The organism is Martinezella sp. CNPSo 3795, assembly GCF_057784475.1.
Window position 1 is genome coordinate 141,905 of record NZ_JBXSOQ010000011.1, and the last position, 24,370, is coordinate 166,274.

Annotated in this window: 28 protein-coding genes and 1 tRNA gene; 16 read left to right on the forward strand and 13 right to left on the reverse strand. The window is 58.2% G+C overall.

The features are described 5' to 3' along the window. Window positions 1-30 precede the first annotated feature (30 nt). The gene (locus AC13QY_RS25470; protein ID WP_113354722.1) at window positions 31-1,287 is read left to right on the forward strand and encodes a GNAT family N-acetyltransferase; all 1,257 of its coding nucleotides are present in this window, start codon (window positions 31-33) and stop codon (window positions 1,285-1,287) included. On the opposite strand, the gene AC13QY_RS25475 is transcribed toward AC13QY_RS25470, so the two are convergent. Further along, window positions 1,288-3,543 (reverse strand): exopolysaccharide transport family protein, encoded by a 2,256-nt coding sequence (locus AC13QY_RS25475; protein ID WP_113354721.1) that lies wholly within the window; start codon window positions 3,541-3,543, stop codon window positions 1,288-1,290. Between the two features lie 191 nt (window positions 3,544-3,734). On the opposite strand from AC13QY_RS25475, the gene AC13QY_RS25480 reads away from it, so the two are divergent. The 6 genes from AC13QY_RS25480 to AC13QY_RS25505 all read left to right on the forward strand — a co-directional run bounded on the left by AC13QY_RS25480 (window position 3,735) and on the right by AC13QY_RS25505 (window position 9,947). After that, window positions 3,735-4,310 carry a polysaccharide biosynthesis/export family protein gene (locus AC13QY_RS25480; protein ID WP_069616269.1) on the forward strand — a complete coding sequence of 192 codons (576 nt, stop codon included), beginning with the start codon at window positions 3,735-3,737 and terminating at the stop codon, window positions 4,308-4,310. 12 nt (window positions 4,311-4,322) lie between these two features. Continuing rightward, window positions 4,323-5,468 carry a glycosyltransferase family 4 protein gene (locus AC13QY_RS25485; RefSeq protein WP_488494135.1) on the forward strand — a complete coding sequence of 382 codons (1,146 nt, stop codon included), beginning with the start codon at window positions 4,323-4,325 and terminating at the stop codon, window positions 5,466-5,468. A 76-nt stretch (window positions 5,469-5,544) separates the two neighbouring features. Then, the gene (locus AC13QY_RS25490; RefSeq protein WP_113354719.1) at window positions 5,545-7,101 is read left to right on the forward strand and encodes an undecaprenyl-phosphate glucose phosphotransferase; all 1,557 of its coding nucleotides are present in this window, start codon (window positions 5,545-5,547) and stop codon (window positions 7,099-7,101) included. Continuing rightward, window positions 7,098-8,360 carry an O-antigen ligase family protein gene (locus tag AC13QY_RS25495; protein ID WP_113354718.1) on the forward strand — a complete coding sequence of 421 codons (1,263 nt, stop codon included), beginning with the start codon at window positions 7,098-7,100 and terminating at the stop codon, window positions 8,358-8,360. The genes AC13QY_RS25490 and AC13QY_RS25495 overlap by 4 nt, the downstream gene beginning before the upstream one ends. Continuing rightward, a complete protein-coding gene (locus tag AC13QY_RS25500; RefSeq protein ID WP_113354717.1) occupies window positions 8,357-9,592 on the forward strand; it encodes a glycosyltransferase family 4 protein in 1,236 nt (411 codons plus the stop codon). The genes AC13QY_RS25495 and AC13QY_RS25500 overlap by 4 nt, the downstream gene beginning before the upstream one ends. Before the next feature lie 64 nt (window positions 9,593-9,656). Next, window positions 9,657-9,947, forward strand: a complete 291-nt coding sequence (locus AC13QY_RS25505) for a RodZ family helix-turn-helix domain-containing protein (protein ID WP_069616264.1) — start codon at window positions 9,657-9,659, stop codon at window positions 9,945-9,947. A gap of 68 nt (window positions 9,948-10,015) precedes the next feature. Here AC13QY_RS25505 and AC13QY_RS25510 read toward each other — a convergent pair whose 3' ends face one another. Next, entirely contained in the window at window positions 10,016-11,038 is a 1,023-nt protein-coding gene (locus AC13QY_RS25510; RefSeq protein ID WP_246661063.1) for an extracellular catalytic domain type 1 short-chain-length polyhydroxyalkanoate depolymerase, read from the reverse strand. A gap of 224 nt (window positions 11,039-11,262) precedes the next feature. Beyond that, complete coding sequence (locus tag AC13QY_RS25515) at window positions 11,263-11,475, reverse strand: hypothetical protein (RefSeq protein WP_069616263.1); 213 nt, start codon at window positions 11,473-11,475, stop codon at window positions 11,263-11,265. A gap of 236 nt (window positions 11,476-11,711) precedes the next feature. On the opposite strand from AC13QY_RS25515, the gene AC13QY_RS25520 reads away from it, so the two are divergent. Together AC13QY_RS25520 and AC13QY_RS25525 are read left to right on the forward strand one after the other, a co-directional pair. Then, window positions 11,712-12,107 (forward strand): hypothetical protein, encoded by a 396-nt coding sequence (locus tag AC13QY_RS25520; protein WP_113354716.1) that lies wholly within the window; start codon window positions 11,712-11,714, stop codon window positions 12,105-12,107. A 93-nt stretch (window positions 12,108-12,200) separates the two neighbouring features. Further along, window positions 12,201-12,896: a thermonuclease family protein gene (locus AC13QY_RS25525; RefSeq protein ID WP_113329024.1), complete on the forward strand. Its 696-nt coding sequence runs from the start codon at window positions 12,201-12,203 to the stop codon at window positions 12,894-12,896. Between the two features lie 36 nt (window positions 12,897-12,932). On the opposite strand, the gene AC13QY_RS25530 is transcribed toward AC13QY_RS25525, so the two are convergent. Next, a tRNA-Pro gene (locus AC13QY_RS25530) sits at window positions 12,933-13,009 on the reverse strand. A 299-nt stretch (window positions 13,010-13,308) separates the two neighbouring features. Between AC13QY_RS25530 and AC13QY_RS25535 the strand changes: the two genes are divergently transcribed. After that, window positions 13,309-13,506: a hypothetical protein gene (locus AC13QY_RS25535; protein WP_488494136.1), complete on the forward strand. Its 198-nt coding sequence runs from the start codon at window positions 13,309-13,311 to the stop codon at window positions 13,504-13,506. 6 nt (window positions 13,507-13,512) lie between these two features. On the opposite strand, the gene AC13QY_RS25540 is transcribed toward AC13QY_RS25535, so the two are convergent. Beyond that, window positions 13,513-13,947, reverse strand: coding sequence for a thermonuclease family protein (locus AC13QY_RS25540; RefSeq protein WP_488494137.1), 435 nt, complete (start codon window positions 13,945-13,947; stop codon window positions 13,513-13,515). Next, entirely contained in the window at window positions 13,937-14,098 is a 162-nt protein-coding gene (locus AC13QY_RS25545; RefSeq protein ID WP_488494138.1) for a hypothetical protein, read from the reverse strand. The genes AC13QY_RS25540 and AC13QY_RS25545 overlap by 11 nt, the downstream gene beginning before the upstream one ends. Before the next feature lie 88 nt (window positions 14,099-14,186). On the opposite strand from AC13QY_RS25545, the gene AC13QY_RS25550 reads away from it, so the two are divergent. Next, on the forward strand, window positions 14,187-14,432 hold the full coding sequence (locus AC13QY_RS25550) for an Arc family DNA-binding protein (RefSeq protein ID WP_488494139.1): 246 nt from the start codon (window positions 14,187-14,189) through the stop codon (window positions 14,430-14,432). A 5-nt stretch (window positions 14,433-14,437) separates the two neighbouring features. Here the strand turns inward: AC13QY_RS25550 and AC13QY_RS25555 are convergent, their stop codons facing one another. Further along, window positions 14,438-14,887: a hypothetical protein gene (locus AC13QY_RS25555; RefSeq protein WP_488494140.1), complete on the reverse strand. Its 450-nt coding sequence runs from the start codon at window positions 14,885-14,887 to the stop codon at window positions 14,438-14,440. Between the two features lie 150 nt (window positions 14,888-15,037). On the opposite strand from AC13QY_RS25555, the gene AC13QY_RS25560 reads away from it, so the two are divergent. The 4 genes from AC13QY_RS25560 (at window position 15,038) to AC13QY_RS25575 (ending at window position 16,649) form a co-directional block, all read left to right on the forward strand. Next, window positions 15,038-15,289 carry an Arc family DNA-binding protein gene (locus AC13QY_RS25560; protein WP_488494141.1) on the forward strand — a complete coding sequence of 84 codons (252 nt, stop codon included), beginning with the start codon at window positions 15,038-15,040 and terminating at the stop codon, window positions 15,287-15,289. 96 nt (window positions 15,290-15,385) lie between these two features. Next, window positions 15,386-15,937: a hypothetical protein gene (locus AC13QY_RS25565; RefSeq protein WP_488494142.1), complete on the forward strand. Its 552-nt coding sequence runs from the start codon at window positions 15,386-15,388 to the stop codon at window positions 15,935-15,937. 3 nt (window positions 15,938-15,940) lie between these two features. Continuing rightward, a complete protein-coding gene (locus AC13QY_RS25570) occupies window positions 15,941-16,267 on the forward strand; it encodes a hypothetical protein (protein ID WP_488494143.1) in 327 nt (108 codons plus the stop codon). Between the two features lie 10 nt (window positions 16,268-16,277). Further along, entirely contained in the window at window positions 16,278-16,649 is a 372-nt protein-coding gene (locus AC13QY_RS25575; RefSeq protein WP_488494144.1) for a hypothetical protein, read from the forward strand. Between the two features lie 14 nt (window positions 16,650-16,663). On the opposite strand, the gene AC13QY_RS25580 is transcribed toward AC13QY_RS25575, so the two are convergent. The 4 genes from AC13QY_RS25580 to AC13QY_RS25595 all read right to left on the reverse strand — a co-directional run bounded on the left by AC13QY_RS25580 (window position 16,664) and on the right by AC13QY_RS25595 (window position 18,656). Next, entirely contained in the window at window positions 16,664-17,095 is a 432-nt protein-coding gene (locus AC13QY_RS25580) for a hypothetical protein (RefSeq protein WP_488494145.1), read from the reverse strand. 370 nt (window positions 17,096-17,465) lie between these two features. Then, window positions 17,466-17,828 carry a hypothetical protein gene (locus tag AC13QY_RS25585; RefSeq protein WP_488494146.1) on the reverse strand — a complete coding sequence of 121 codons (363 nt, stop codon included), beginning with the start codon at window positions 17,826-17,828 and terminating at the stop codon, window positions 17,466-17,468. Continuing rightward, window positions 17,828-18,430, reverse strand: a complete 603-nt coding sequence (locus AC13QY_RS25590) for a lysozyme (protein WP_488494147.1) — start codon at window positions 18,428-18,430, stop codon at window positions 17,828-17,830. The genes AC13QY_RS25585 and AC13QY_RS25590 overlap by 1 nt, the downstream gene beginning before the upstream one ends. Further along, a complete protein-coding gene (locus AC13QY_RS25595; RefSeq protein ID WP_488494148.1) occupies window positions 18,417-18,656 on the reverse strand; it encodes a DUF7940 domain-containing protein in 240 nt (79 codons plus the stop codon). Before AC13QY_RS25595 ends, AC13QY_RS25590 begins: the two co-directional genes overlap by 14 nt. Window positions 18,657-18,732: 76 nt before the next feature. Between AC13QY_RS25595 and AC13QY_RS25600 the strand changes: the two genes are divergently transcribed. Further along, window positions 18,733-20,316, forward strand: a complete 1,584-nt coding sequence (locus AC13QY_RS25600; RefSeq protein WP_488494149.1) for an FG-GAP repeat domain-containing protein — start codon at window positions 18,733-18,735, stop codon at window positions 20,314-20,316. Between the two features lie 6 nt (window positions 20,317-20,322). Here AC13QY_RS25600 and AC13QY_RS25605 read toward each other — a convergent pair whose 3' ends face one another. Next, on the reverse strand, window positions 20,323-23,064 hold the full coding sequence (locus AC13QY_RS25605; protein WP_488494150.1) for a right-handed parallel beta-helix repeat-containing protein: 2,742 nt from the start codon (window positions 23,062-23,064) through the stop codon (window positions 20,323-20,325). Window positions 23,065-23,132: 68 nt separating this feature from the next. Beyond that, complete coding sequence (locus AC13QY_RS25610) at window positions 23,133-24,368, reverse strand: hypothetical protein (RefSeq protein ID WP_488494151.1); 1,236 nt, start codon at window positions 24,366-24,368, stop codon at window positions 23,133-23,135. Between the last annotated feature and the right edge of the window lie 2 nt (window positions 24,369-24,370).

Genomic DNA, 24,370 nt, shown 5'->3' on the forward strand with positions numbered 1-24,370 from the left:
CCCGAATACCGCCGGAGCGGAGAAGATCGGATGCAGACCCAGACGCGAGATATCGCTGGCATGGCCGCCGAAGCAGCGGATAAGCGGATTGCGTCCATCGAGATGGAGCCCGCCGCCGCCGATCAGTTGCGGGTCGACATCTTCGACAGCATGGCACCGCTCGAAGCCGAATGGCGCGCGCTGGAACGGGACGATCTCAACTCGCTGCACCAGAGCTATGACTGGTGCGCAGCTTGGGTGGAGAACCTCGAACGTCCTCTCGCCATCATCCGGGGCTCGATCGGAGACCAGGTTGCTTTCATCCTGCCGCTCGAAATCATTCGCAGTCGCGGGACAAGACGAGCCGAGTTCATCGGAGGCCACCACAACAATATCAATACCGGATTGTTTTCAGCCGAGTTCCTGGAGAATGGGGGTTTGACGGCTCCCCAGGCGAGCGCCATCTCGGCGGCTTTGCGCGGCAAGGTGGACGTCGTCATCCTGCGCAACGTCCCGCTCGAATGGCGCGGCCGCAAAAATCCGCTCGCTTTGCTGACGTCGATCGAAAATCAGAACCACGCCTTTCAGATGCCCTTCCTCGGCAGTTTTGAAGCAAGCCTAAAGCAGGTCAATGCCAAGCGCCGGCGCAAGAAGTTCAAGCATCAGAGCCGGCTTCTCGATGCCAGGGGCGGCTACGAATATGTGATCGCCGGTCCTGACGAGCAGGACGCATTGCTCGATCTGTTCTTCCGGCAGAAGGCGATCCGCTTCGAGGATGCCGGCCTGCCCGATGCGTTCAAGGATGGCCGGATCAAGGCTGCGCTGCACGCCATGTTGCGCCGACGCCAAGGCGATGGCATCGGCGCGACGCTGGAGATGCATGCGCTGCGCCTAAAAGGCGAACACGAGGGTCATATTCCAGCCATCGCTGCCCTGTCCCGCAAGGGAGATCATGTCATCTGCCAGTTTGCCTCTATCGATGAGGCTCTGGTTGCGGAGGCGAGCCCCGGCGAATTGCTGTTTTGGCTGATGATCGAGCGGCTGCATCGCGAAGGCGTCGCGCTCTTCGACTTCGGTATCGGCGACCAGATTTACAAGCGTTCCTGGTGCCCGATGGAAACGGTGCAGTATGATCTCTTCCTGCCCGTCTCAGGCATGGGGCGTCTCGCGGCGATGGCGAACCGGGTCATCACGCGTACGAAGGTCGCGATCAAATCCAATCGCAAGCTCTATTCCTTCATCCAGCGGCTGCGGGCACGGCATGGAGCCGGCACCGCATCGGATGATGGAGGCGGCGACGCGGATTGATCAGGCTGCGTCCCGGCGCGTGTCCGGATCATGCTCCTCGCGCCAGCCGGACATCAGAATGATGTGCTCGTAGCCGGCCTTCTGGAATTCCGTCATGGCAGCGATGAACTGGCTTTCGTCGGGCTCAGGCATGGAGAGGATGATTTCCGTCTCCTTGCTGCGCGTCAGCCGTGCGACGCCGGAGACTTCAGCCGCGCCACATTCCACCAGAACGATGTCATAGGCCGAACCGAGTGCGTCGAGGATCAGCGACAGACGATCGGCGCCGCGCATGGCACGGGCAAGGTCGCTCATGCCCTGCGGCACGAGATGGGCATCCGACAGGCGATCCGGATGGATCGTATCGGCAAAGGCCGCTTCGCCGCACAGCAGGTCGGTTACGCCAGAAAGTTCGTCATGCTCTGCCATGAGCCTGGAGGGACATCCGGTGCCGGTCATATCCACCAGCACGATACGGCTCCCCGCATCGGCGATGGTCCGCGCCAGCATGACAGTCGCGGTCGAACCATTATCACCGGTCGGAGATATGGCGATCGCCAGCCGCGAGCCGCTGTCGATCAGATAATCCGCGACGGATTGGATGGAGAAATCTTCCTCTTCCTCCGTCGCGCGAGCAGCCTGCCTGGGTTCATGGTCCGGAGCGATTGCAGTGCCCGGGGCGGCAGCGGCGTCGGGCGCAATTGCAGTGTCTGCAACCTGAACCGCGATGTCTTCTGGCGGGATCGAAAGCATGCTTGCCGGCGCCTCGGCACCGCTCGCGCTCGCAACTGCCCGAACCGGAGCAGGTTCGACGACGGGTCGAGTGCGCTTCGCCGTCTCCAGCATGACGGCATCTTCCCTGCGGGCAGGCCCGACCGGCCGCAATGCACGGCCGCTGAACAGCTCCGCGAGCATGATAACGATGGCCGTGAGGATGAAGGTGGCAAGGGTAGCGACGATGACGATCGGGCCGACTTTCGGGAAAGAGGGATCGACCGGTTCGACCGCCGTGGAAACGATGCGCGCATCGGCAGGGCTGGAATTCTTGTCGACGCGAGAGGCCGCTTCGCGATAACGGGCAAGATAGGTCTCTAGCAATTGTCGCTCTGCCGCAGCTTCACGCTCCAGCGCATTGAGGCCCACTTCGTCCTCCCCTGCCCGGGCGCTATCGGCCTTCAGCGTATTCGATTGGGCGAGGAGCTGCTGTTCGCGCAGCTGCGCTACCTTCGCCTCGTTCTCGATGCTTGCCAGAATCCTCTGGGTCTCGCGATCGATCTGCTGACGGATATCAACGAGCTGCGCCCGCAGGCTCTTCAGCCGTGGATGCCCATCCATCAGCGTCGTGGACAGATCCGATATCTGCGACTCGAGATTAGATTGGGTCGCCTTCAGCCGCTGAATAGTTTGCGAGCCTGCGACGTCGGCAAGCGTATCGGTCGAACGGCCGCTGGACAATGCGCTGCGCACCGCCTGCGCTCTCGCCTCGGCATTGGCCTTGTCGCCACGCACCTGCGCCAGCTGCGTCGAGATATCCGCGAGCTGCTGCGTGGCGAAATTGTTGTTCTGACTGGTCTGGAGAAGACCGTTGGCGGAACGATAATCCGCAACCTTCTTTTCCGCCTCGCTGACCTTATCGCGCAGCTTGGCGATCTCCGGCTCCAGCCAGCGCGTCGCCTCGCTATTGGAATCGAGCTTGGCGCCGCTCTGCATGGATAGATAGACCTGCGCCATGGCATTCGGCACGCTGGCGGCGAGATCCGGATTGCGGGACGTGAAGCTGATGCCGATCACGCGTGAGCTGTTGATTTGATAGACCTGCAGGCGGCTGTTGAAGGCGTCCAGCATCCGCTCTTCCGGGGCCTTGTCGGCCGCCGCCCGCTTCAGATGCAGCTTGATCAGAATATCAGAGAGAGCAGAACCGTTGTTGCCGGCGGCGAATTCGGGACGATCGTAGAGCTTGAGATTGGTAATGACCTGCTTCACCAGATCCGCCGACTGCAGGATCTGCACCTGGCTGGCAATGTTCAGCTCGTCCAATAGAGGTCCGGCACCGGCATCGTTGCCCGATGTCGTCGCCGCAAAGGCAGGCGCACGCTGCTCGATGAGGATGCGGGCTTCGCTGCGATATTCCGGCGACATGACCTTGGCGATCGCGAATGCCGCACAGGCGCCTGCCAGCGTGATGGCAACGACGCGCACCCGCCGCTGCCACACAGCGCGAAAGAGCTGAGCGAGATCGATGTCCACATCCTGCTGGGTGTTGTTGACACCGGACATATGCAAAACTCCGTAATAGAAAGCCAAAATTAATCGTAAACGACTATGGTAACCCAAGCGTTAATAGTATTTCGCCAGCATTATTTTTGGCATCTCTAATTTTTTCCTGGAATTTGATTTGCTCTTTACCGACCGTTAACCCTAACGGATCGATAACGACGGCAGTGTCTTCCCTTTCTAATGAGCGCGAAATGCCCTTCGCAAAGTCAAAGATTGTCCTTGCACTCGGCATGGCTGCCGTGAGCGCCGCGCTCACCGGCTGCAACACCTATCAACCGGCACCCAAGGCCTTCAACGAGGCCACGATCCAGCCCTATACCCTCGACAGCGGCGACCGGTTGCGCGTCACGGTGTTCGATCAAGCCGGGCTGACCAACACCTATACTGTCGATCAGGCCGGCTATATCGCCTTCCCGCTGATCGGCCAGGTTGCTGCCCGCGGCCGCACGCTGCAACAGCTCTCCGGCCAGATCGCGCAGAAGCTTCGCCAGGGATATATTCGCGATCCAGACGTCACCATCGACATCGACCGCTATCGCTCGGTCTATATTATGGGCGAAGTCGGCCAGCCGGGCCAATATTCCTATGTGCCGGGCATGACCATCCAGAATGCCATCGCGGTCGCAGGCGGTTTCACCAGCCGGGCCAACCAATCCAACGCGGATGTCACCCGCAAGATCAACGGTCATGTCATGACTGGACGGGTCGGCATCTCCGATCCGGTGCTGGCAGGCGACACCATCTATGTCAGAGAGCGGTTGTTCTAACCGCGACCGCTCATGGCCCGACCGCTTCGAATCCTTCATTGCTTCAGATCGCCCGTCGGCGGCGTGTTCCGCCATGTCCGGGATCTGGCGGAGGAACAAAGCAAAGCGGGCCATGAGGTCGGCATCCTTTGCGACAGCCTGACGGGCGGCGAGCATGAGGATCGTCTGTTCGACGATATCGCGCCGTTCCTGGCTCTTGGCGTCGTCCGTCTGCCGATCCGACGGCAAATTACCCTCTCGGATGCTGCGACACTTTGGAGCAGCTATAAAGAAATCAAGAGTTTGCGGCCGGATGTGCTGCACGGGCACGGCGCCAAGGGCGGCCTGCTTGCGCGCGTTCTCGGCTCGATCCTGCGGGTCAACAGGTGTCGCGTAGCCCGCCTCTATACAGCGCATGGCGGAAGCCTGCATTTCTCGCGCGGCTCGTTCCAGGGCATGCTGGTGCACAGCCTGGAACGGATGCTCGAGTTTCTCACCGATGGCCTGATCTTCATTTGCGACTTCGAACGCCGCACCTATGAAAGAAAGATCGGCAAGCCGCGCACCCGCTCTGTGATGATCTATAACGGCATCAGCGAAAGAGATTTTCGCACCATACCGACACGATCGGACTCCGTGCATTTCGTCTATATCGGCATGCTGCGGGACCTCAAAGGTCCCGATCTGTTCGTGGACGCCTTTGCAAAAACGGAGCGGCGGATCGGCAGGCCGCTGTCAGCGCTGATGATCGGCGACGGACCGGATAGAGACAAATATCACCGAATGATGGTCGAACGGGGCCTCGGTCACCGTATCGGCATGCTACCCGCGATGCGCGTGCAGGAAGCCTTCACGGTATCACAGAACATCGTCGTCCCCTCGCGCGCCGAGGCCATGCCCTATATCGTTCTTGAAGCGCTCGCAGCCGGCAAGACCGTCATCGCCTCGCGCGTCGGCGGCGTTGCGGAAGCGCTTGGCGAAAACAGCGCAGCACTCGCCAAACTGGAAGATGCCGATGACCTCTCGCGCATCATGGCCGAAGCGATCACAGAACCGCTGTGGGGCGCTCGCAACATGCCCGATATCGGAACGATACGATCAAATTTTTCGGCTTCAGCCATGGCGCGGGATACTTTGCACTTGTATCAAAATATACTTGGCCTGAACGAAGACGGTTAGAATACAGGCAAGTGTTGTAAGTGTTTTTTAGCTGATATCTGATAGGCCTTGTCCGGTAACGACTGGATAAGTTGCCATGAACACTACCGAAAAGTCCGAGCAATTCAACTTGGACCATCTTCGCAAACAGGTTTCGGAAATCCGCACTCGCGGTGCCAGCGAGCCTCATAGCGATCGCCCAGACAGCATGAATGCCTATGCGCGGCAAATCGCCGAACAGCTTCGCGAAACCAACCAGTCCCCGGCAATCATCGTCGGACAATACCGGCTGTTCGAATTTCTGTCGCTGCTTGCATTCGGGCTTGCGATCCTCCTCTTCGGGACGTCGGACAATCATCCCTTCCTGTCGAAGGCCGTGGTGACGATCGCCCTCTGCGGCCTTGCCATCGTCTTCCTGCAGATTGCGGATGCCTATCAGATACCGGTCTTGCGCTCGCCGCATCACTTCCTGCACCGGATACTGGGATCCTGGGCAGCCGCCTTCGCGGTCATGGTCATCGCCCTCTTCCCCTTCGACATCAACAATATCTATTCGCTCTCACTTCTCAGCCTTTGGTTTGCGGCGGGTGCAGGCTTCCTCCTCGTCGCCCGCCTGCTTTTCGCCTACGGTATCCGCCACTGGGCCCGTAACGGCGTCATGGAAAGACGCGCCGTCATCGTTGGCGGCGGCGAACCGGCAAAGGAGCTCATCCGCGCGCTCGAGCATCAGCCCGACAACGATATCCGTATCTGCGGCATCTTCGACGATCGCGGCGAAAAGCGCTCGCCAGTCATGGTCGCCGGTTACCCGAAGCTGGGCACGGTATCGGAACTGGTGGAATTCGCCCGGCTCGTGCGCATAGACATGCTGATCATCGCGTTGCCGATCAGCGCCGAAGATCGCATTCTGCAATTGCTGAAAATGCTTTGGGTGCTACCCGTCGACATTCGTCTTGCCGCCCATGCCAACAAGCTGCGGTTCCGCCCCCGCGCCTATTCGCATGTCGGCGCCGTACCGATGCTCGACATCTTCAACAAGCCGATCCGTGACTGGGATGGCGTTGCCAAGCGCATCTTCGACATCTTCTTCAGCCTGGTCGCACTTGCTTTGCTCTGGCCGATCATGCTCGGCGCCGCAATTGCCGTGAAGGCAACCTCGAGAGGGCCGATCTTCTTCATGCAGAAGCGCCACGGCTTCAACAACGAGATTATCAACGTGTTCAAGTTCCGCTCGATGTACACCCATATGAGCGATCCCTCGGCGCGCAATGCCGTGACCAAGAACGATCCGCGCGTGACCCCCGTCGGCCGCTTCATCCGCAAGACATCGATCGACGAGTTGCCGCAGCTCTTCAACGTGCTGCTCGGCAGCCTCTCGCTTGTGGGACCGCGCCCCCACGCCGTTCTGGCCGCCAGCCATAACCGCACCTATGCCGACGTCGTCGAAGGCTATTTCGCGCGCCATCGCGTCAAGCCCGGCGTCACTGGCTGGGCGCAGATCAACGGCTGGCGCGGCGAGATTGACAGCGACGACAAGATCAAGTTCCGCACGGCTTACGATCTGTACTACATCGAGAACTGGTCGCTGCTTTTCGATCTGAAGATCCTGTTCTTGACGCCGTTCCGTCTGCTCAATACGGAAAACGCCTATTGACCACGCTGGACCTGCCATCGCCCCGCGTCGCGCAGCCGCAGCTTGCCGCCATGCGGCTGGTCGGTACGGCAAGCGTTGCTGTCGGCGTGTTTCTGTCGGGCTTCGTCATCGCCGAGCCGGCACCCTATGAGCTGTGGCTCGCTTTTCTGATCGGTACCTGGTTCATTCTCGGGCTCAAAATCTCGCGCAGCGTCGCACCACTGCTGGCGCTGTTCCTGCTGTTCAATATCGGCGGCATGCTGTCGATCACTCAGATGCATGATCTCGCCGCCAGCGATCATCTCGCCGGCCCGATCTATATCGCCGTTTCCACTTTCCTGGCGCTGAGTTCCGTCTTCTATGCCGCCATCACCGAAGACAACGAAAAGCGGCTGAAGCTGATCTTCAATACATGGGTGGTGGCGGCGCTGATCACCGCGAGCCTCGGCATCCTCGGCTACTTCCACGCCGTACCGGGCTTCGACATCTTCACCCGCTATGATCGCGCCATGGGTGCGTTCCAGGATCCGAACGTCTTCGGCCCCTATCTCGTGGCGCCAAGCCTTTACCTCATGCACGGCTTGCTCATCGGTGACCTGAAGAAAGCGCCGATCAAAGGCATATGCCTGTTCGTGCTCGCCTTCGGTATTTTCCTGTCTTTCTCCCGCGCCGCTTGGGCCCTCTTCGCCTTCGCCTCGGTGATGCTGATCTTCTGCATGCTGCTGAAGCACCGCAGCAATACCTTCCGGCTGCGGATCCTGGTGATGTCGCTGGCGGCCATCATCCTCATGGTCGTTCTGCTCGTCGTTGCGCTGCAATTTCCCCAGGTCAGCGACCTGTTTTCGACGCGCTTGCAGCTGGTTCAGAGTTATGACGGCGGACATCTCGGCCGCTTCGAACGCCACAGCATCGGCTTCCAAATGTCCATGGAACGGCCTTTCGGCATCGGGCCGCTGGTCTTCGGTCAGATCTTCCGCGAGGACGAACACAATACCTGGCTAAAGACACTGACCACTTATGGCTGGCTCGGCTTCGTCACCTGGGTCAGCATGATCTGCTGGACCATCTATATCGGCTTCCGCAACCTCCTGAGGGAGCGTCCCTGGCAGCCCTACCTGATGATCGCCTGGATCGTCATTCTCGGCCATGTCGGCATCGGCAACGTCATCGATACCGACCACTGGCGCCATTTCTACATGCTGATCGGCATCGTCTGGGGCTGCGGCGCCCTGGAGCAAAAGTATCAGCGTGACCTGAACAAAAGGAAAGCTGCGCCGTGAACATTCGCACCAACGTCAAACGCCTGTCGTTGCTGCAGGTTCTCGAGCCGAGCGGCGGTGGCTCCGGGCGACATTTTCTCGACTTATGCCGGGCCATGCAGCATCGCGGCCATTCCGTGACCGCTGTCTATTCCCCGGTGCGCGCAGAGCCCGCTTTCGTCACAGAACTGGAAAATATCGGCCTGGACAATGTCATTCCGCTTGGCATGCGGCGCGCGCCCGGCGCCTGGGATCTGACTGCATGGTGGCAACTGCGCAAGATCGCGGCCAGTCATGGGCCGTTTGATCTTATCCATGGCCATAGCTCGAAAGCCGGCGCGTTAACGCGCTTGCGTTTGCCGGGGCGCCATGTCCCCGTTCTCTACACGCCGCATGCCTTCCGCACCATGGACCCGACGCTCGGTGCGAAAGGCCGCCTGATCTATGGCGGTATCGAGCGCTTTCTCGGGACGTGGCTGACCGATCGCCTGGTCTGCGTTTCGCAAGATGAATATAATCACGCCCTGTCGCTCGGCATCCCGGAAAAACGCCTGCGGGTCGTGGTCAACGGCGTCAACGCACCTCCCCTCAGCCAGCGAGCAGCCATCCGCAGACGATACGGCATTCCTCAGGAAGCTTTGCTCTTCGGCTTCGTTGGCAGAATGACGCAACAGAAGGCGCCTGAGCGCCTGGTCGCGGCTTTTGCACGGATAGCAGCCCAATTGCCGCAAGCCCATCTGCTGATGATCGGGATCGGTGAGCTGGCCGACACTGCAAGGGAGATGATCAAGGCGGCCGGGCTTGAAGATCGCGCCCGCATTGATGGCAGCGTACCGGGGGTGACGGCCATCGACGCCTTCGATGTTGTCGTCATGCCAAGCCGCTATGAGGCGATGTCCTATGTGATGCTGGAGGCCGCAGCTGCGGGCAAGCCGCTGCTGCTCGCCGATGTCGGTGGCGCGCGCACGGTGCTGGAGCACGGCAAGAACGGCTACATCGTGCCGAACAGCGATAATCCGGAAGCGTTGGCGGCCGCGATGGCACGTCTTGGCGATCCGACGTTGCTGGCGAATTTTACTGCCGAAGCCCGTCGCCGCAAGGATGGATATACGCTCGCCGGCATGGCGGATGCGACCGAGAAGATCTATCACGACCTGCTCGGCTATCCCGCCCCTGCCCCGCTGGAATTGGTAGCAAATTCCAGTTTGGACAATAAGCGCGAGGGCCGGGAGAAAAGCGCGGCTGCCCTTTAAACTCGCAGAGGATTTTCGCCGGAAATCGGTTCCGCTTTTCAAGCCGATGCGATAGACTTAACTCATGATTACTTCAGCACAATTGCGCGGCGCGCGCGCCATGCTCGAACTGACGGTGGAGACGCTTGCCAGCGAGAGCAAACTCCCGGTTTCGGCGATCGAAGCGCTGGAAACAGGGACAAGCCCGGCGGATATGAGGGCGCTTGCGACAGTTCGCTCCGTCCTCGAGAGCCACGGGGTGCTTTTCCTCGCCGGCGGCAGTGACGGTATGGGTGGCCCTGGCATTCGCTTCAAGCATTGGTCCGAAAATGATGGCATCCGGCCTGAGAACCTGAATGCCACCAATGACGATTGACGGCTGACGCAGTGCCTGAAATCTCCCAGCGCCGCTTCGCCTTCAGGCCTTAGGTCTTGCGATCTGCCTCAGGCCGCGAGCTTCCAGCCTTTGACAAGCTCTTCGGGCGCAGAGAGGGCTGCAGGCAGGATGTAGCGCTCGGTGTTGTTTGCCGGCTCCCAGCCTTCAACAATGGAGCCAACCGGCAGGCCATGCCCGAAATCGGTCAGCGTCACGAGCTCCAGGATCATATGGCCATAGTCGTCGCGCCATTCGCGCCGCTCGCCACCTTCGAAGAGACGCAACCGACCCTTGGTGCGCGGACGCTCGCGAGCAGTCAGCCATTGCGCCACGGATGCCTCGGCATTGGCGAAAGACACCACATTATCGGCATCGCCATGCCAGATGGAGACGACGGGATAGCGAGCAGCTTCGGGGGAAACTTCGCGAACGAGCTCGCCCCATTTTTCCGCCGGGCGGCTTGAGCCGCGCTTCATGACGTCAAGCGCCGATATGGCATCGCGGGCAGCGCCGAAAGGCAGGCCGCCGATGATGGCGCCTGCGGCAAAGAGTTCCGGATAGGTCGCGAGCAATGCAGCTGCGATAGCGCCACCGGCCGAGAGGCCCATGACGAAAATCCTGCTATCGTCGATCGCATGCAGGCGGCGGCTGAAATCAATCATTTCTCTGATGGATCCGAGCTCACCGCGATCGCGCGTGACCATGCTCGGGCGAAACCAGTTGAAACAGAGATTTGGGTTGTTCGATGCCTTCTGCTCCGCATAAAGCACGGCAAATCCGTGCTGGCGCGCAAGTGCGGTCCATCCGCTCGCGCGATCGAAATCCTCGGCATTCTGATGACAGCCGTGTAGGACAACGACGAGCGGCATCGGTCCTTTTACCCCCGGGGGTACATATTCGAGCATGCGCAAATCGCCGGGATTGCGGCCAAACCACAAAACTTCCGTCAGCCGCTGCGGCGACGGGCGCGTGGAAACGCGACGGCGCGACGGCTGCGATTGCGGCTGCATCATCGGAAATTTGAGCTGCGGCAGCTCGACGGAATCGACGAGCAAGCGGCGAAGCCGGCTCGGAACTTTAAAATTCATCATGGACCTTTCTATCCACGTCAGCCACGGCCGGTTTTTTCCTCCGCTGCGGGCTGACGCGCACTGTTCCTTTCCAGAATCAGTGACATCGAGAAATCGAATCTCTTTGTGCAACGCAGCAAATATAGGGAGGCTGCCCCGCTTCGAACAGGCACAAAGCATCATTGCTGCTATGTGAAATCAGCTTAAATCGATTAGATTTTCGGCCACAAAAAAACGCAGCTGCGTCAGAAATAAGCCCGTGCAAGTGCGAGAAGCTTCGCGTCGTCCTTTACGCCCTGGCGATAAAGCTGAATAATCAATGCGCCGAGGCGCTCTGCTTCGAGGCTTCGCGGGCTCATGCCACGATCCTTGCAGACCGTATCAAGCACCTTCTCGAGTCGGTCCAGATCGTCTGAAAACAGCGGCAGATCTCGTGGATGGATAGGTGTGTCCAGCATTTGCGCGTCTCATTGTCCGTGGGGCAGAAGCACGCAGTACTTCGCCGGCACCCGTTTTATTCCCGACGATAGGATTAGACTATGCGCCTTGCGCGTGGGGTTGGCAAGGAAGCATTTCGGCCGACGCATTTCTGATTCGCAGATTTTACGGAAATTCGATCGAAGGTACAATTTTAAGTTAGTGCATCACCAAGCCTTTATCCGCATCTGCAATAAGCGGAAAAAACGGAGGCATAATGATGACCAGATTTCTGATCCGGGCTGCTCTCAGCTTGACGCTTGCAGCGGCGGCCCTGCCCGCCCTCGCGCAGAATTTTTCGAATCTTCCGCTGCGTAACCCTCGCCAGCCGCCCGAAGGATATATTTCTGTGCAATCGGGAATATCGATCTCCTATCCCATAACAGATGGCGACAGCGAGGAGCAGCAAGAGAAGGCGTTGAAATCCTTCTATAAGATTGCCGCAAGCAGCTGCGCCACCCTGCTCGACACGATTGCCGATGCCTGCGAGATCAGTGCTCTGTCGAGCAATACTTCGGTCAACAATCCAGACAATCGCGGCACGAGACTTTCCATCAACGGACAGGTGACGATGGCGGTGAAACTGAAGCCGCCGACGGCGGCCACGAAATAGCCCTGCCCCATCGCAGTTCATGATCGCCGCCAAAGCCAACGGATCGGTAAGAAATGGCGGCGATAATCCCCCTCGCAATTGAGGGATGATACCATGGCGAAAGCGAAACGACGCACGCGGCGCAGGCCGCAATCCAAGGCGGGCAATTCGATGTGGCTATGGGGTGTTGTCGGCCTGGCAACGATAGCCGGCATCTACGCCTATCAGCATCGCAAGGACATGCCGTCGATGCTGGCGCATGCCGGCGCAGTCGCAGGCATGCCGCATATGGCTCGGGAAGCACCGGTGCCAGCGGCAAAACCGCAAATAAAGACGGCAGCAGTGACTTCGGAGCCGCGCGCGACATCCGCCCTGCCGGTACCGCCTGCCGCCATTCCTGTGGCGATGCCGGTTAACAAGATACCGGTCGAACGGCCGATACCCAGCCTGCGTGCGCAGTCCGGCGGTCGTTTCGTGCTATGCGGCGCTGGCTCTGGAACGAACTGCGTCGTCGATGGCAATACCTTCTGGCAGGATGGCATCCGGATTCAGTTGGCCGATATCGATGTACCGGACGCCGGTGCCGCGCGTTGCCCGAGCGAAAGACAGAGAGGCGTAGCCGCGAAACTGCGCCTGCAGGCCATTCTCAATGACGGAAGCTTCGTGCTTTCCGGCAGCAGCCGTCGCGACGACCCGAATGGCGGCAAACTGCGCATTGCCATGCGCGCGGGGCGCTCGCTCGGCGATCAGATGGTGTCGGAAGGTCTCGCACGCCGCTGGACCGGCCAGGCGTCGTCCTGGTGCAGCTGACTTTCAGAAATTCGATTGGGAGTTCAAGGAGATAAATGGTCGGGGCGACTGGACTCGAACCAGCGACCCCTTGACCCCCAGTCAAGTGCGCTACCGGGCTGCGCTACGCCCCGACCTGCTCTACAAGCAAGATTTCCCTAGACTTTTGGGCTTTAGGACGCAAGGGGAAAAATCGGCTTGTGGGAATAAAAATGGAACAGACCGGGGGATGGTGCATGGATCGGTGCAGAAAGTCCCACAGAAGTCCCACCAGATGTTGCCTTGATGTTCCGCAATCTCTCGGTAATGTGCTGCCCATCCGCCAGCAGGCCGCAGAGCCGAACAAGCTGATCGCCTTGTGCAGTCCGCTACGCCATACTCTCAGCCGGACCCTATTTCAGGGTCCGGCATACACCTACCAAAGGAGACATACATGAAGCTCGTTCCGTTCGAACCTAAGTACTCCGACAGCCCAGTAATTTTCATAAACCCGGAAAAGGTAATCGCTGTCCATCTGATGGGAAAAGACACATGCATCGTCGTTGATGCGCCCGGCGGCAACAACAGCGCCCCGTTTTGGTATGTCGTTGAAGGCGACCTAGATGCAGTGGCCGACAAGCTCACAGATTGATGCGCGTCAATTGCACCATGGGCTTCTTTTGCCGCGCCATGCGCGTGCCACTCCCTCACTCACCAGCTCGGCACCGATGGATTGATTATCGCGTTCGACGATCCGCAGCTTCCGGCCATATATATCTTCGTCACGATCGATGGACACGAGGTCGAAGGGGCCTGCGTTGAGCAGATCCTGAAGGCGATACGTGGCCGCATCACCCAGCTCCTGTTCGCTCGAGCATCGGGCTGGGTGGGTCTCCGGCGCGTCGATGTCGGCGATCCGAATCTTGACGCCATCCATCCAGAAGGTATCGCCGTCAACGACGCAATCGGTCCGCGCTACGCCGTCCTCGCAAATGGTGAATTGCTTCGGCGTGGTTTGCGCCAGGCTGCTGTGGCAAGAGAGGGCAGTCACAACAACGGCAGCCGAGGCGGCTACAAGATATCTAACGGTCATTGTTAGCTCTCTGCCGGTCCATCTTTTCCTTCAAGGCGAAAGCAATCTCGGCGCTCTGGGAGCGCATGTTCTTTTCCGCCTCACCTTCTACCCACTTCTTGATTTCGACAGGAAGCTTGATCTTCACCTGGACCAGATTTTTCCCGTTCATTTCGAAGCTCCGATATATGGACCAAAATGGTACTAGTACCAATATGGCCCAATTGCATCAAGGACCCCTTTGGTGCAATTCGTGTCCCATGGCAGAAGATCAGACAAAGCTCCAGTTTCGGATCAGGATGACTCCCGAGATCAAGGCCGCCATCGTGGGTGCGGCCGCCAGGAATAACCGTTCAATCAATGCGGAAATCCTCGCGCGCCTGGAGGGATCATTCCACGCTGATCGCCTGCTGGGAATTGACCAACAGGACATCGAGATCATCGATATCCTCGAGGAGCTTGAACAGCTGAAATCAAAGGTCGCAAAGCTTCGGAAAGACAAGTAGCCCGCTTATAACGGGCTATCTCTGGTCAGCGCCAGCACTAGGTCGTATGGCAACAACATCGTGCTCCCGCCGTCTTCCAGCGACCAGCCAGCCACTTCCTTCTTTAGCCCCCATGAATGAGGCGACGAGGCGGGAATAACTGTCAGGGCCGTCGCAAGCGCGATCATGCGCCGATAGAGGGTTTCCTGCAGGTTCCCGTCCGCCTTCCCCATACGGGAAGCCGCGCTCATAAATTCAGCATGAAGATAGCGGAGTGCCGCGGCATATTGATCGGCAGCGGCGACCATCTTCGGCAGGGTGGCCGCCGCGGCGAAGGTCGCAAGTCCGCCCAGAATTCGCCGCCGCGTCGGACATGGAGTTTCCATCGCGCCGGCGGCAACCGCGGCACGCTGTTCATCACATTTCATTTCGTTATTGCCCCCAAATAAAGCCCTTACGATCATAAGGAATGCCATAGATACACTCTTCGCGATATATCCCACCGATGGCCCACCTTCTCGGCGCGTGCAGCGAGCTGCGCCGATGGTTAAGACTTTGCTTTTGTTCCGTGCTATGCTTTGGCCGTGGGGGTGACAGAAACGAATAAGCCGGGGGAATAGCCTGGCATGGCAAGAGAAGACTTACATTTCAAGCTCCGGATACCGGAGGATCTGAAGCGGCGCATCGCCGCAGCATCCCGCGCCAACGACAGATCAATGACGGCAGAGATCCTTGCGCGGCTTGAAACATCATTCGTTACAAATCCGCCGTCGACGCTAGAAGCTCCCGACATCGAGCTTTCAGATATCCTCTCGGACATCGAGCGCCTGAAGCAAAAGCTCATTCGATTGAGGCAGCTTGACTCTTCGGAAGAATGAGAACATTTTGAGAACAAACAAGGCTGACCAAGCCTGAGTTTTCCAAGAATCTGACGAAGAAATCCGCCATCGATCGGCGGGATGGAGACGTGCGTCATGCATCAGACCCAATATAAGATCACGCATAGCGACGCGAAGGCATTCAAGGATCTTGTTGCCTTTGTCAGCCAGGACGTTTTCGATGAACGCCGGCATGATGGGGAGATCGCGAAGTCAGCGGCATTCCTGAAAGTGATCGACGAGGCGCGCGGTGCACTGGAGCAAATCGGCGCCTATGATTTCGACCACGAGGAAGACGGGGATCTGCCGCCCTATACCTTTTGGTGGGAAGGGCCCTTCGATCTACCAGGCAACGAAATCGAGGATGCGCTCGCCAGTGAAACACAGGGCCGCCAGGGCCTTTGTTTCAAGCGAGTGCAAGTGAATACCGCGCTGCCATCGGCCTATTTCGCAGACCTGCAATTTGCGATGGATGAAGCCGAAGGGAAGATTTGCACCTTGATTAGCATCCCTTTCGCGGGCGCGGAGCTGAACCTCGGGCCGAATTGGTATGCTATCGGGGACGATCTGGAGAAGACACTGGGGCTCATCGTCGATGGCATTGAGACGCATCCGGCATGGGTTCAATACTTCCAACAACAAGCATGAGACATGCCCGAAAAACCGCCAAGCCGCGACCAGGTCCTGGGCGCGCCGACGCTGTCGGCCTACACGGAGCGATCCTATTACATCAAGATCGATTGCGCCCACTGTTCCGTGAAGCACGTTTATGATCCAGCGGATCTTATACCGCTCTGCGGCGATATTCCTGTCAGGCGTATTGCGGGGAAGTTTCGCTGCCAGCTCTGCAAGCGGAAGGATTATCTCACGGCCGAGCTGTTTAGCCCAACCGCCAAGGAAATGGTGGGCATGAAGGTGCGGAAACTGGTCGAGATCAAAGTCGTCCGCAAGCCGATCTGGAAAGACATTAGATTATAAGGAATGGAAAATGGATCAGAGGATGCGGCTCACCCGAGCTAAGCTCGACAGGCGCTGGCCTTATCGCCTCATGATCCTGACGGAAGATATGACCTTCCGGCAGCTTGGTCCTCTTCACGACAAGGCGCGCGGGATCGAGCCGACCTATAAGACGAAGCACGCGCATTATCGCGGCGATTCTTATCAGGTACTTTGCTTCGGAACTGAGGCCGCGCTGATCAAGGCACAGCAGCTGCTGGGCGGCCGTATCGTGCTGCCCAGCGATTTCGCGAAGTCCGGCGAATGGAACGGCAGGGGTGCGAATGTGTTTCCCCTGCGATGTCGCGAGCCGCATGTTCGGTCGCGCCCAAAACCTCGAAGCGGAACCGGTCATCTGTCTTGACAGCACTTCACCGATCACCTCGGGCGATAAACTCCGGGCGACGGCTTTCCCGTCATCATGTCAACCTTGGACCCGACGACTTCCACCTTTGTCGAGATCGCAGACATATCCTTGCGCAGAAGATCGAAGCCGGTTTGCATCGTCTGCCGCATCGCGTCTTGCCCACTGATCATCAGATCGGCCAGCCGGTCCATTCGGGCATTGGCGACCTCCTGCCCCTTCTTCAGTTCGACAATATCCTTCGGAGCACTGGCGACGTCGGCAAGTGCCTTCTTCGTCTCAGCCTGAAAGGTGTCTGAAATCTGCATGCGTGCGAGGCCACGAGTATCGATGACCTGAACTTTCGCCTCCAGGGCCGCGTATCGATCCCATCCCGCCAGCGCCAAGGCGAGGAGCGGAATGAGTGTGCCAAGATTGAAGTCAAAGATTATGCGAGGCCTGTTCATAGCCGTATCCTCTTTGCCGTTGCCCATTTATTCCGCGCCCTGCCCTATGAAATGCTAATGGAATGCCACGCCAGCAGCAAAAGTGCCGCCAGCGTGGTAGCTATAATGAAGAAGCCGAGAATGTTGCTGCTGCCCTCATTTGGGGCTAACGCTGAACCTGGCCTTCGTGTCGTCATAGAAAGACGCGCAACGCCCATTGCGCGCGTTTGCTCGATCAAGGGCGCCTCGCTCCCGCACAAGAACAGAACGCAGCTCGTCGCCGACCCTGACGGCGGCGTGAGGTTCTTTCTTTCGGCAGTCATCGGGCAGCAGCGGCAGATTTGTGCCGGCGGCGATAACGCCCTTTGCCGATGATGCCTTTCCCAGCCGGTCAGTGAGACTGCAGGAACTGAACGTCAGCGGGATCAGCAAGGCACTGACGATTTGCAGCAGCGAGCTTCTTTTCATAGTCGGAAATTGCAACATCGGTTTCGGCATCCTTTGCCTGCTGTGCTAGTTCGTCCGCGGCCTGGCGCTTGGCGGCTTCGGTGAGGGCTTGGGAAGCGGCGTTGCGCTGGCGCTCCATCTCGGCGGCCTTGGCTTCTGCCGTCGTCTTCTCGGCGAGCTCGACATATCCGGCCCGAGCGCGATGCTCTGCGGCCGGGATGCTGATCAGGCTCACGAAGGCATAGACGAGGAAGCCGCCAACGACGGCGCCGGCGGCGAGCTTGATATAATCGAGGAGCCCGAACATCAGAGGCCACTCACACAGGTTTCAGCCTCGCCGAGCCTTTGGGCATCGCCCATCTCTCTGCGCTTCACCAGACCGTTGACGACCTGACCGCCCGCGCGGTTGAAACGGGCCTGCATTTCGCAGGCCAGACGATAATTGCGCTTGCCGGCTTCCCGCATAGCGCTGGAACCGACTAGAGCGCCAATCCCGAAGTTATAGCCGCCGGAGATCTGTGAGGCTTGCAGGCTGACTGGAAAGCTCGTGAAATTAGGCACCCGCCTCGTGAGAGGCAGATAGTATTCCTCGTAGACTTCCTGCTCGAGGAAGTCATCGCATTGAGCCTTGGTGAAGCTCATGCCCGCGGTGACGGGTTTACCGTTGATCCTGGTCTTGCCGTAGCAGATGTCATAGATCTTGGCATATGGATCCCAATGCGCCTTGAGCACGAGCCCTTCCCAAGGCTTGATGAGATTGTCCGTCGCCAGGATGACGGCCGGCGGATAAACATGCTTTGCCGGATTGGTGTCTTTGGTGGACTGCCAGCCAGCAGCAGCGGCGGCGACAAGGGCAGCGGCGATCGCCGCCTTGCCGCGCTTGGTGGCGACGATCTTATTGATCGGCATCAGAATTACCTTTCAGATTTTCTTGGGCGACAAGGCGAGAGATCAGCGCGCCACAGGTGACGAGACCCGTGAGGGCAGCAAAGGTGCCGCGCGGGATGGTGATGAACTGATCGATGATCGGAAGGGCGACTTCGCAACCGGATAGGATACCGGCCAAGATGATCAGGCGGATGCTCCACGCGCGGCGAAACACCCGGCCCGCGTTTGGGACGAGTTTCGGTTTCATAAAAGTGTCCTGAGGAAAGAAGGTGGCTATTGACAACCGTCAGTCGGAAGCGTCATCCGGTTGAAGTCTGAAACTGATGGTAAACGTTGAGCTGATGCGATCAAAACTCATAGCCGCCGTCACCCTTCTTTTATGGTGGGGCGCCGCGCATGCCTCAGCCGCCGGGGTGACGATCTCTCAAGATTGCCGCAATGCGGGTTGCCCTATCCCAGAGGGAGCGGAGCGTGTGATTTTCGAGGGCGTTCTAAGCAAACAGAAAACACAAGATCCGCGGGTTCTCGGGGTTTCTTCGTTTCTAAACAACAGCACGAAGGCCGACTATCGCATCGTCAAGTTCGATTATTCGCTTGACACTTCCGGAATTAAGAATGGCGAGACCGTTGAAACAGACATTGGTTTTTCCGTTTTCCCTATCGGCGCAAAAAACTCACTCACGAGCGGTGAAGAACTCCTAATCACACACCAGTATGATGCCGGCCCAAGCCAGATCATAGAAAAGAGCCTCGATATCCCAGCAGGCGGCTTGGCGTTGCAAGCAGGTCACGTTTTGAACGTCGGCTCCACGTCCGGTTTCTTTATGCCTGGGCGAGGTGTCAAGGAACTTGATAATGCTAGACTGGCCGATGGAAAGCTCATGTCATTGCGCTACCGTGTTGAGCTTGTTCGGGCCGATCAAATAAAGCTTCCGGCGGCGGTCAGCTACCGCTCTCCCTATCGCGATCGCTCCTATGTTGCCGACGGGAACCGTCGCTATGCTCCGTTCACTGAATTCATCAACACATCTGGAGGGGATGTGAAGATCTACGGATCTGGAATTTTCCTGAGCAATCTGACCAGCGTGGAAAAATCTGCTCATCAGGTCGAGGTCAGCGTCAACGATAAAATTGTAAAGACGATCGAAACGCCAGATCACACTCCTGGCAAGACATCGCCGGCTATCCCGCTCATCGTACCTTACGACATTACCTTAAAGCCCAACGATCGCTTGAGTGTTCGCGCGAAACTATCGACACCGAAAGCCATCGTCTTTGATTTTGCGGCATTCATCATCGGCGATCCTGGACTTGAGCCATATGGGGAACTGCTCGATGCAGTGTCGACCGATCTCAACGGGGACGGCTATAAAGACATCATTGACATGGATGCGAAGGGAACGATTTGGGTTTCCCTTCGCGTTGCTCTTGGACTTCAGGATACCCAACAGCCATGGATAAACGGGCTCGGGAAGATTGAGACGTTAGAACCATGGAACGATGGAGGCAAGACCATCGGCCTTATCGCCAGAAATCCCGATGGCTTATGCCTTCATCTGAAGACGAGACTTAGCACGATGAGCTTTGTTCCTGGCTACTGCAACCAAGAGATCGGCGATATCTCTGGAACAGAAATATGGGGCGACTTCAATGGCGACGGCTGGCCGGATCGCATGCAGATCAACAAGAAGACCCTTCAGTACATGGTTTCCCTTGGTAGCAAGGATGGCCTTGCGGCCCCGACGCCATGGATCAACGGCTTTGGAGGCGTTGAGAAGCTCTTTGCCTTTGATGGCGATGAAGATGGAAAGACCGATCTTTTGACAGAATGGTCTGACGGGACCGGGTTCCGCTGCCTCGTCTGGCGATCCGATGGCCAGCAGTTCAACAGCAAGCCATGCCCATAATGATCGTCATCCGCGGGAGACGTCGCCTGACCAATGAAAGCCGAGCGCATTCGCCGGGTTGGTATTGACCCGCAGGGTGAATGTCGTCGCGGTCAGCGTGTCGACCCAAAAGTCGGAAATGCCTTGCGGGGTATTGTTGAAGGCGGGCGTCACCTGGATCTCTCCGCTGACCGGCGCTCTTGCCAGATTATGGGTTACGGTTACGGATGACCCACTCGTCGGAACCGTGGCGAGCCCGGCGTTGCGGGTGATAATGCCGGAATTACCCTTCACGACCGTGTTGGCGCCGACGAACGTGCCGCCGCCCTCCATGTCGTTGTTGGTGATGACGTTGTAGTTCGACGTTCCACCCTCCCCGATCGACCTGGCTGATGTGCCATTTCCAAAGACCTGCATTCCATTGATGATGCAATGCGTGCTGTCGGTAAGAATAATCCCGACATCTCCTGAATTGTCGGCATCGTAGGTATCGATGCATCCGTTATTTATGCTGACGCGCGAACAGCCTTCGAGCAGTATCGCAGTCTTGTTGACCGAGGTGATCAAGAGACCGCCCATCTGCACAAGACTTGAGTTCTTGATGTGAACGCCGTTTTGGGCTGTCGAGGTACCGCACCAGAAGCCGTTGAATTGGATCTGCTTCGCGGCGGTAGCTGTGGCTCTTTCTATGACCAGCAAACTATCGGAGCAGGTATCAGCCAAGCAGTTTGCGAAATGGCCCCAGCGGATCATTTCTGTGCCGCTGGTCGGATTGCCGAGATGCCAACCCTTGCCGCCCGAGCCTGCAACCTCGCAGGACGTAAATTTCGATCCATTGAAATTGATCAACCGATACCCGGTCGTCGACACATTCTGGAACATGCAGCCATGCGCAATGACTGCATTGTTCTGGTTGGTGGGATCGACTTCACGACCGTAGAAGCCGATTGCGTTCTGATCAGCGCCAGCTCCATCGCCATTGAGATAATAGGCTTCTACCTGCCAAACATTCGAGAAGTCGAAGCAAATGTAACAGCCAAAATATCGGAGATGATGGAACTGCAAGCGGTTACACCATGCAATCTGCAACCCGACATTCAGGCTGTTTCCAAGACCATTGGCGCGGATCGTAGCGTGAGAAAGGCCACCCTTCGTGAACACCGATGAACTCGTACCGTTTGCGGTGTAAATGGCATAGTTCCCGAGCCCACGCAGCTCCGAAACACCCATGCCTTGCCCAATAAGGAAGACGCCATCGATATGGGTAAGGGTAGCCTCCAGCCCGTGGACACCACGCATAAGGCGCACCACGCCGCCGCCCAAGGCGGCGGATACGCGCATCGCACACTGGATGGCTGCGGCATCACCTGTCGCACCCGTTGCAAGGGCACCGAACCACCGAACCTCGACATCACCGTCAAATACACGTACCCACGCGCCGACCGTGATCGCCACTCCCGTTGCTTTGACACAAACACCCTCAAGCGTATCAGCCGCGGCTAGAGCTGTATAATTGCCGGTCTCCCACGTAAACACACCTTCCCGGCCGTTCTCGCGGATGAGGGCGACCTTATAGATCGCGGTGCTCAACGCCTTCAGAGCGGCCCTATCAGCGACTATGATGCCAAAGCCCCCAAGGGCGGTGGCGACAAATTCGGTGGTGGCAATCTGCGTGCTGCTTGTGCCGGCGGTAGCGGTTGGCGCCGTCGGTGACCCGGTGAAAGGGGGCGAGGCTAACGGCGCACGTAAACTGATCTGCGCCTGCAGCTTGCCTAGCGCGACCAACACGCTATCGGCAGCAACGATTGCCGTGCTAGTCGTGAGATCTAGGCCCGACAGAACAGCCGCGCGAACCGATGCGCCAAAGTCGGTGAAGGCTTTTGCGCCATTCCAGTATTGCGATGACGTTCCGGCTGCGATTGCCGGCTCTTTCGTACTATCGACGACCGTGATGTTGCCGGTACCGTCGAAAGATACGCCATTGATAGTTCGCGCCGTAGCAAGTTTCGTGGCGGATACCGCATTCGCGCCGACATCGAGCTTGCCGGTAGACAATGCGGTAATCTGCGCCTGCAATTTTCCGAAAGCACTCAGGATAGAATCCGCAGCCGTGATCGCTGCATTCGTGACCACGCTGAGACCAGCCAAAACTACCGCTCGAACACGCGACGCGGTAAAATACTGATTGACAGACCCCTCCGGGACAGCATCCGTAGAGCCTGGCGATGCTACGAGTTGCACATAGGTGCTGCCGGACCATCGATATTCGAGATTGGCATCAAGAGTGACATAGATCTTGCCGGTTTCGCCCGTCGCCGGAAGGGCTGCAAAATTGGCCACCTCGATAACATCGTCGACATAGGACGGCAGGAAGATCGCTGAGATCTTCGACGTCGCATCCAATGGAACAACACCGTTTGCCGCGCCAATCAGGCTTGTGTTCACCTTGGCATCTAGCGCACCTTGCAGGCCCGTAACCGTGGATATCGCCTGCGAGCCGGTATGCGTCGATCGGTCGCGCAACTGCGCATCCGTAGCATTGGCGGTTGCCCCATCCTGAATGCCCGCAAGCTTGGAGCGCTCGCTGGCGGTCAGCAGTTTTTTGATGACACCATCCGCAAGGCCGTCAACGGTATCTCCCGGCTGGATCGCCGTTTCGGCAAGCTCACCCTGATCTGATGATGCTAGGCCCAATGAGATGATGGCAGCTTTCAGCGGCGGCTTATCCGGGCCAGGCTCGCCCAGATACTCAGCAAGGATGCGATCCATTGAAAACTCTCTGAGAAGATGGTTGCTGGGCTAGGGTGGATGATTTTCCTCCGACAGAAAGCCCGCGATCAGACGACGACGCCGCCATCAGACTTGGTCCCGGCGATGGCGCCAGGATAATAATTGTCGCCTGCGCCATTCACGTTGATGACGCCGTTGGCCTTGGCTGCAAACTTCACGCCCGTCGCGTTGCCGGGATTGACAAACGAGGAATAGACCGCAGCAATTGAGGAGCAATCGCCTGCGATGACGAGACCAACCGGCATATTGACCACAGCAACGAAATTCATGGTCGGCGGCGATGCGACTGCGCTCTGAATCGATCCACCACCAGATGCAAACAGGTGGCCAGCTGGCGCAATTCCGGCAATATAATGAGTGCCAGTCAGGCTAATGCCACCACGAACGCCAGAGAACATGTGCGCGGCTCCCGTCGGTGACGCCCGATGATACATCGTTCCGACTGTACAAGTCGCACTGCCGACAGCAATATTGTGAACACCTGCGCCGCTGCCAAGCGGCGACATGCCTTCGACCATGTAGCCTGCGTCGGTAATAAAAATACCATTCTTCCCGGCTATTCCATTTACCTGGACATTTTGAGGACTAGCGAGGTTGCCGGTAATCCTAACCGTGCCAGAGCCTGTCAGCGGTTTCGAAACGATACCCGGATAAGTGCCATCAGCGACACTGATTGTGACCGCGAAACCGTTCAAATTGATCCTGCTGACAACATCGATCGCACGCTGGATCGTTGCAAACGCTGCGGCCGGGCTCAGACCAGAGTTGGCATCGTTGCCGCCTGCGGCGTTCACATAGTAAGTCGTATTTGCCGCCAACCGCGCTTCGGCAACACCGGCCCACCACGCCGCCCCGTCGTACACAAACCGAACGAGGCCATTCAGCTCTCCGCCGCTTAACGCAAAACCGTAAATGTTGACGATCGGCTTGGCTCCAAGGCCATTCAGGTTGAGTGTCGCTGGCCCATCGTTGGGAGTGGCGATCAGCAGCACGATCGGAAGCCCAAACGAAAGCGCGGCGGGAGCCGGGGTCAGGGTAGCATTCAATTGATTGGCGCTACCACCAGCAATCGCAGCATTCATCCCCTGAGATTGGATTGCCTGCGCTAGCTGCCTTTGGTCGGCCGGGTCCAGGCCAGATTTCTGAATGACATCGACCAGCTCGCGTTGCGGCATTTCGATGGCTTTGGCTGGCACGCGCGAGCCGCTGACAGCGCCTGGTGAATTGCGGTCGACATAAGAGGCATCCGGATCTTCAGACCCGTAAGGCTGGTAGTAAAGCATGG

Coding starts and splice junctions, on each gene's coding strand:
- AC13QY_RS25470 (WP_113354722.1), top strand. CDS start 31: ATGCAGACCCAGACGCGAGATATCGCTGGCATGGCCGCCGAAGCAGCG.
- AC13QY_RS25475 (WP_113354721.1), bottom strand. CDS start 3,543: ATGTCCGGTGTCAACAACACCCAGCAGGATGTGGACATCGATCTCGCT.
- AC13QY_RS25480 (WP_069616269.1), top strand. CDS start 3,735: ATGCCCTTCGCAAAGTCAAAGATTGTCCTTGCACTCGGCATGGCTGCC.
- AC13QY_RS25485 (WP_488494135.1), top strand. CDS start 4,323: ATGGCCCGACCGCTTCGAATCCTTCATTGCTTCAGATCGCCCGTCGGC.
- AC13QY_RS25490 (WP_113354719.1), top strand. CDS start 5,545: ATGAACACTACCGAAAAGTCCGAGCAATTCAACTTGGACCATCTTCGC.
- AC13QY_RS25505 (WP_069616264.1), top strand. CDS start 9,657: ATGATTACTTCAGCACAATTGCGCGGCGCGCGCGCCATGCTCGAACTG.
- AC13QY_RS25510 (WP_246661063.1), bottom strand. CDS start 11,038: ATGATGAATTTTAAAGTTCCGAGCCGGCTTCGCCGCTTGCTCGTCGAT.
- AC13QY_RS25515 (WP_069616263.1), bottom strand. CDS start 11,475: ATGCTGGACACACCTATCCATCCACGAGATCTGCCGCTGTTTTCAGAC.
- AC13QY_RS25520 (WP_113354716.1), top strand. CDS start 11,712: ATGATGACCAGATTTCTGATCCGGGCTGCTCTCAGCTTGACGCTTGCA.
- AC13QY_RS25525 (WP_113329024.1), top strand. CDS start 12,201: ATGGCGAAAGCGAAACGACGCACGCGGCGCAGGCCGCAATCCAAGGCG.
- AC13QY_RS25535 (WP_488494136.1), top strand. CDS start 13,309: ATGAAGCTCGTTCCGTTCGAACCTAAGTACTCCGACAGCCCAGTAATT.
- AC13QY_RS25540 (WP_488494137.1), bottom strand. CDS start 13,947: ATGACCGTTAGATATCTTGTAGCCGCCTCGGCTGCCGTTGTTGTGACT.
- AC13QY_RS25545 (WP_488494138.1), bottom strand. CDS start 14,098: ATGAACGGGAAAAATCTGGTCCAGGTGAAGATCAAGCTTCCTGTCGAA.
- AC13QY_RS25550 (WP_488494139.1), top strand. CDS start 14,187: ATGGCAGAAGATCAGACAAAGCTCCAGTTTCGGATCAGGATGACTCCC.
- AC13QY_RS25555 (WP_488494140.1), bottom strand. CDS start 14,887: ATGGCATTCCTTATGATCGTAAGGGCTTTATTTGGGGGCAATAACGAA.
- AC13QY_RS25560 (WP_488494141.1), top strand. CDS start 15,038: ATGGCAAGAGAAGACTTACATTTCAAGCTCCGGATACCGGAGGATCTG.
- AC13QY_RS25565 (WP_488494142.1), top strand. CDS start 15,386: ATGCATCAGACCCAATATAAGATCACGCATAGCGACGCGAAGGCATTC.
- AC13QY_RS25570 (WP_488494143.1), top strand. CDS start 15,941: ATGCCCGAAAAACCGCCAAGCCGCGACCAGGTCCTGGGCGCGCCGACG.
- AC13QY_RS25575 (WP_488494144.1), top strand. CDS start 16,278: ATGGATCAGAGGATGCGGCTCACCCGAGCTAAGCTCGACAGGCGCTGG.
- AC13QY_RS25580 (WP_488494145.1), bottom strand. CDS start 17,095: ATGAACAGGCCTCGCATAATCTTTGACTTCAATCTTGGCACACTCATT.
- AC13QY_RS25585 (WP_488494146.1), bottom strand. CDS start 17,828: ATGTTCGGGCTCCTCGATTATATCAAGCTCGCCGCCGGCGCCGTCGTT.
- AC13QY_RS25590 (WP_488494147.1), bottom strand. CDS start 18,430: ATGCCGATCAATAAGATCGTCGCCACCAAGCGCGGCAAGGCGGCGATC.
- AC13QY_RS25595 (WP_488494148.1), bottom strand. CDS start 18,656: ATGAAACCGAAACTCGTCCCAAACGCGGGCCGGGTGTTTCGCCGCGCG.
- AC13QY_RS25600 (WP_488494149.1), top strand. CDS start 18,733: ATGGTAAACGTTGAGCTGATGCGATCAAAACTCATAGCCGCCGTCACC.
- AC13QY_RS25605 (WP_488494150.1), bottom strand. CDS start 23,064: ATGGATCGCATCCTTGCTGAGTATCTGGGCGAGCCTGGCCCGGATAAG.
- AC13QY_RS25610 (WP_488494151.1), bottom strand. CDS start 24,368: ATGCTTTACTACCAGCCTTACGGGTCTGAAGATCCGGATGCCTCTTAT.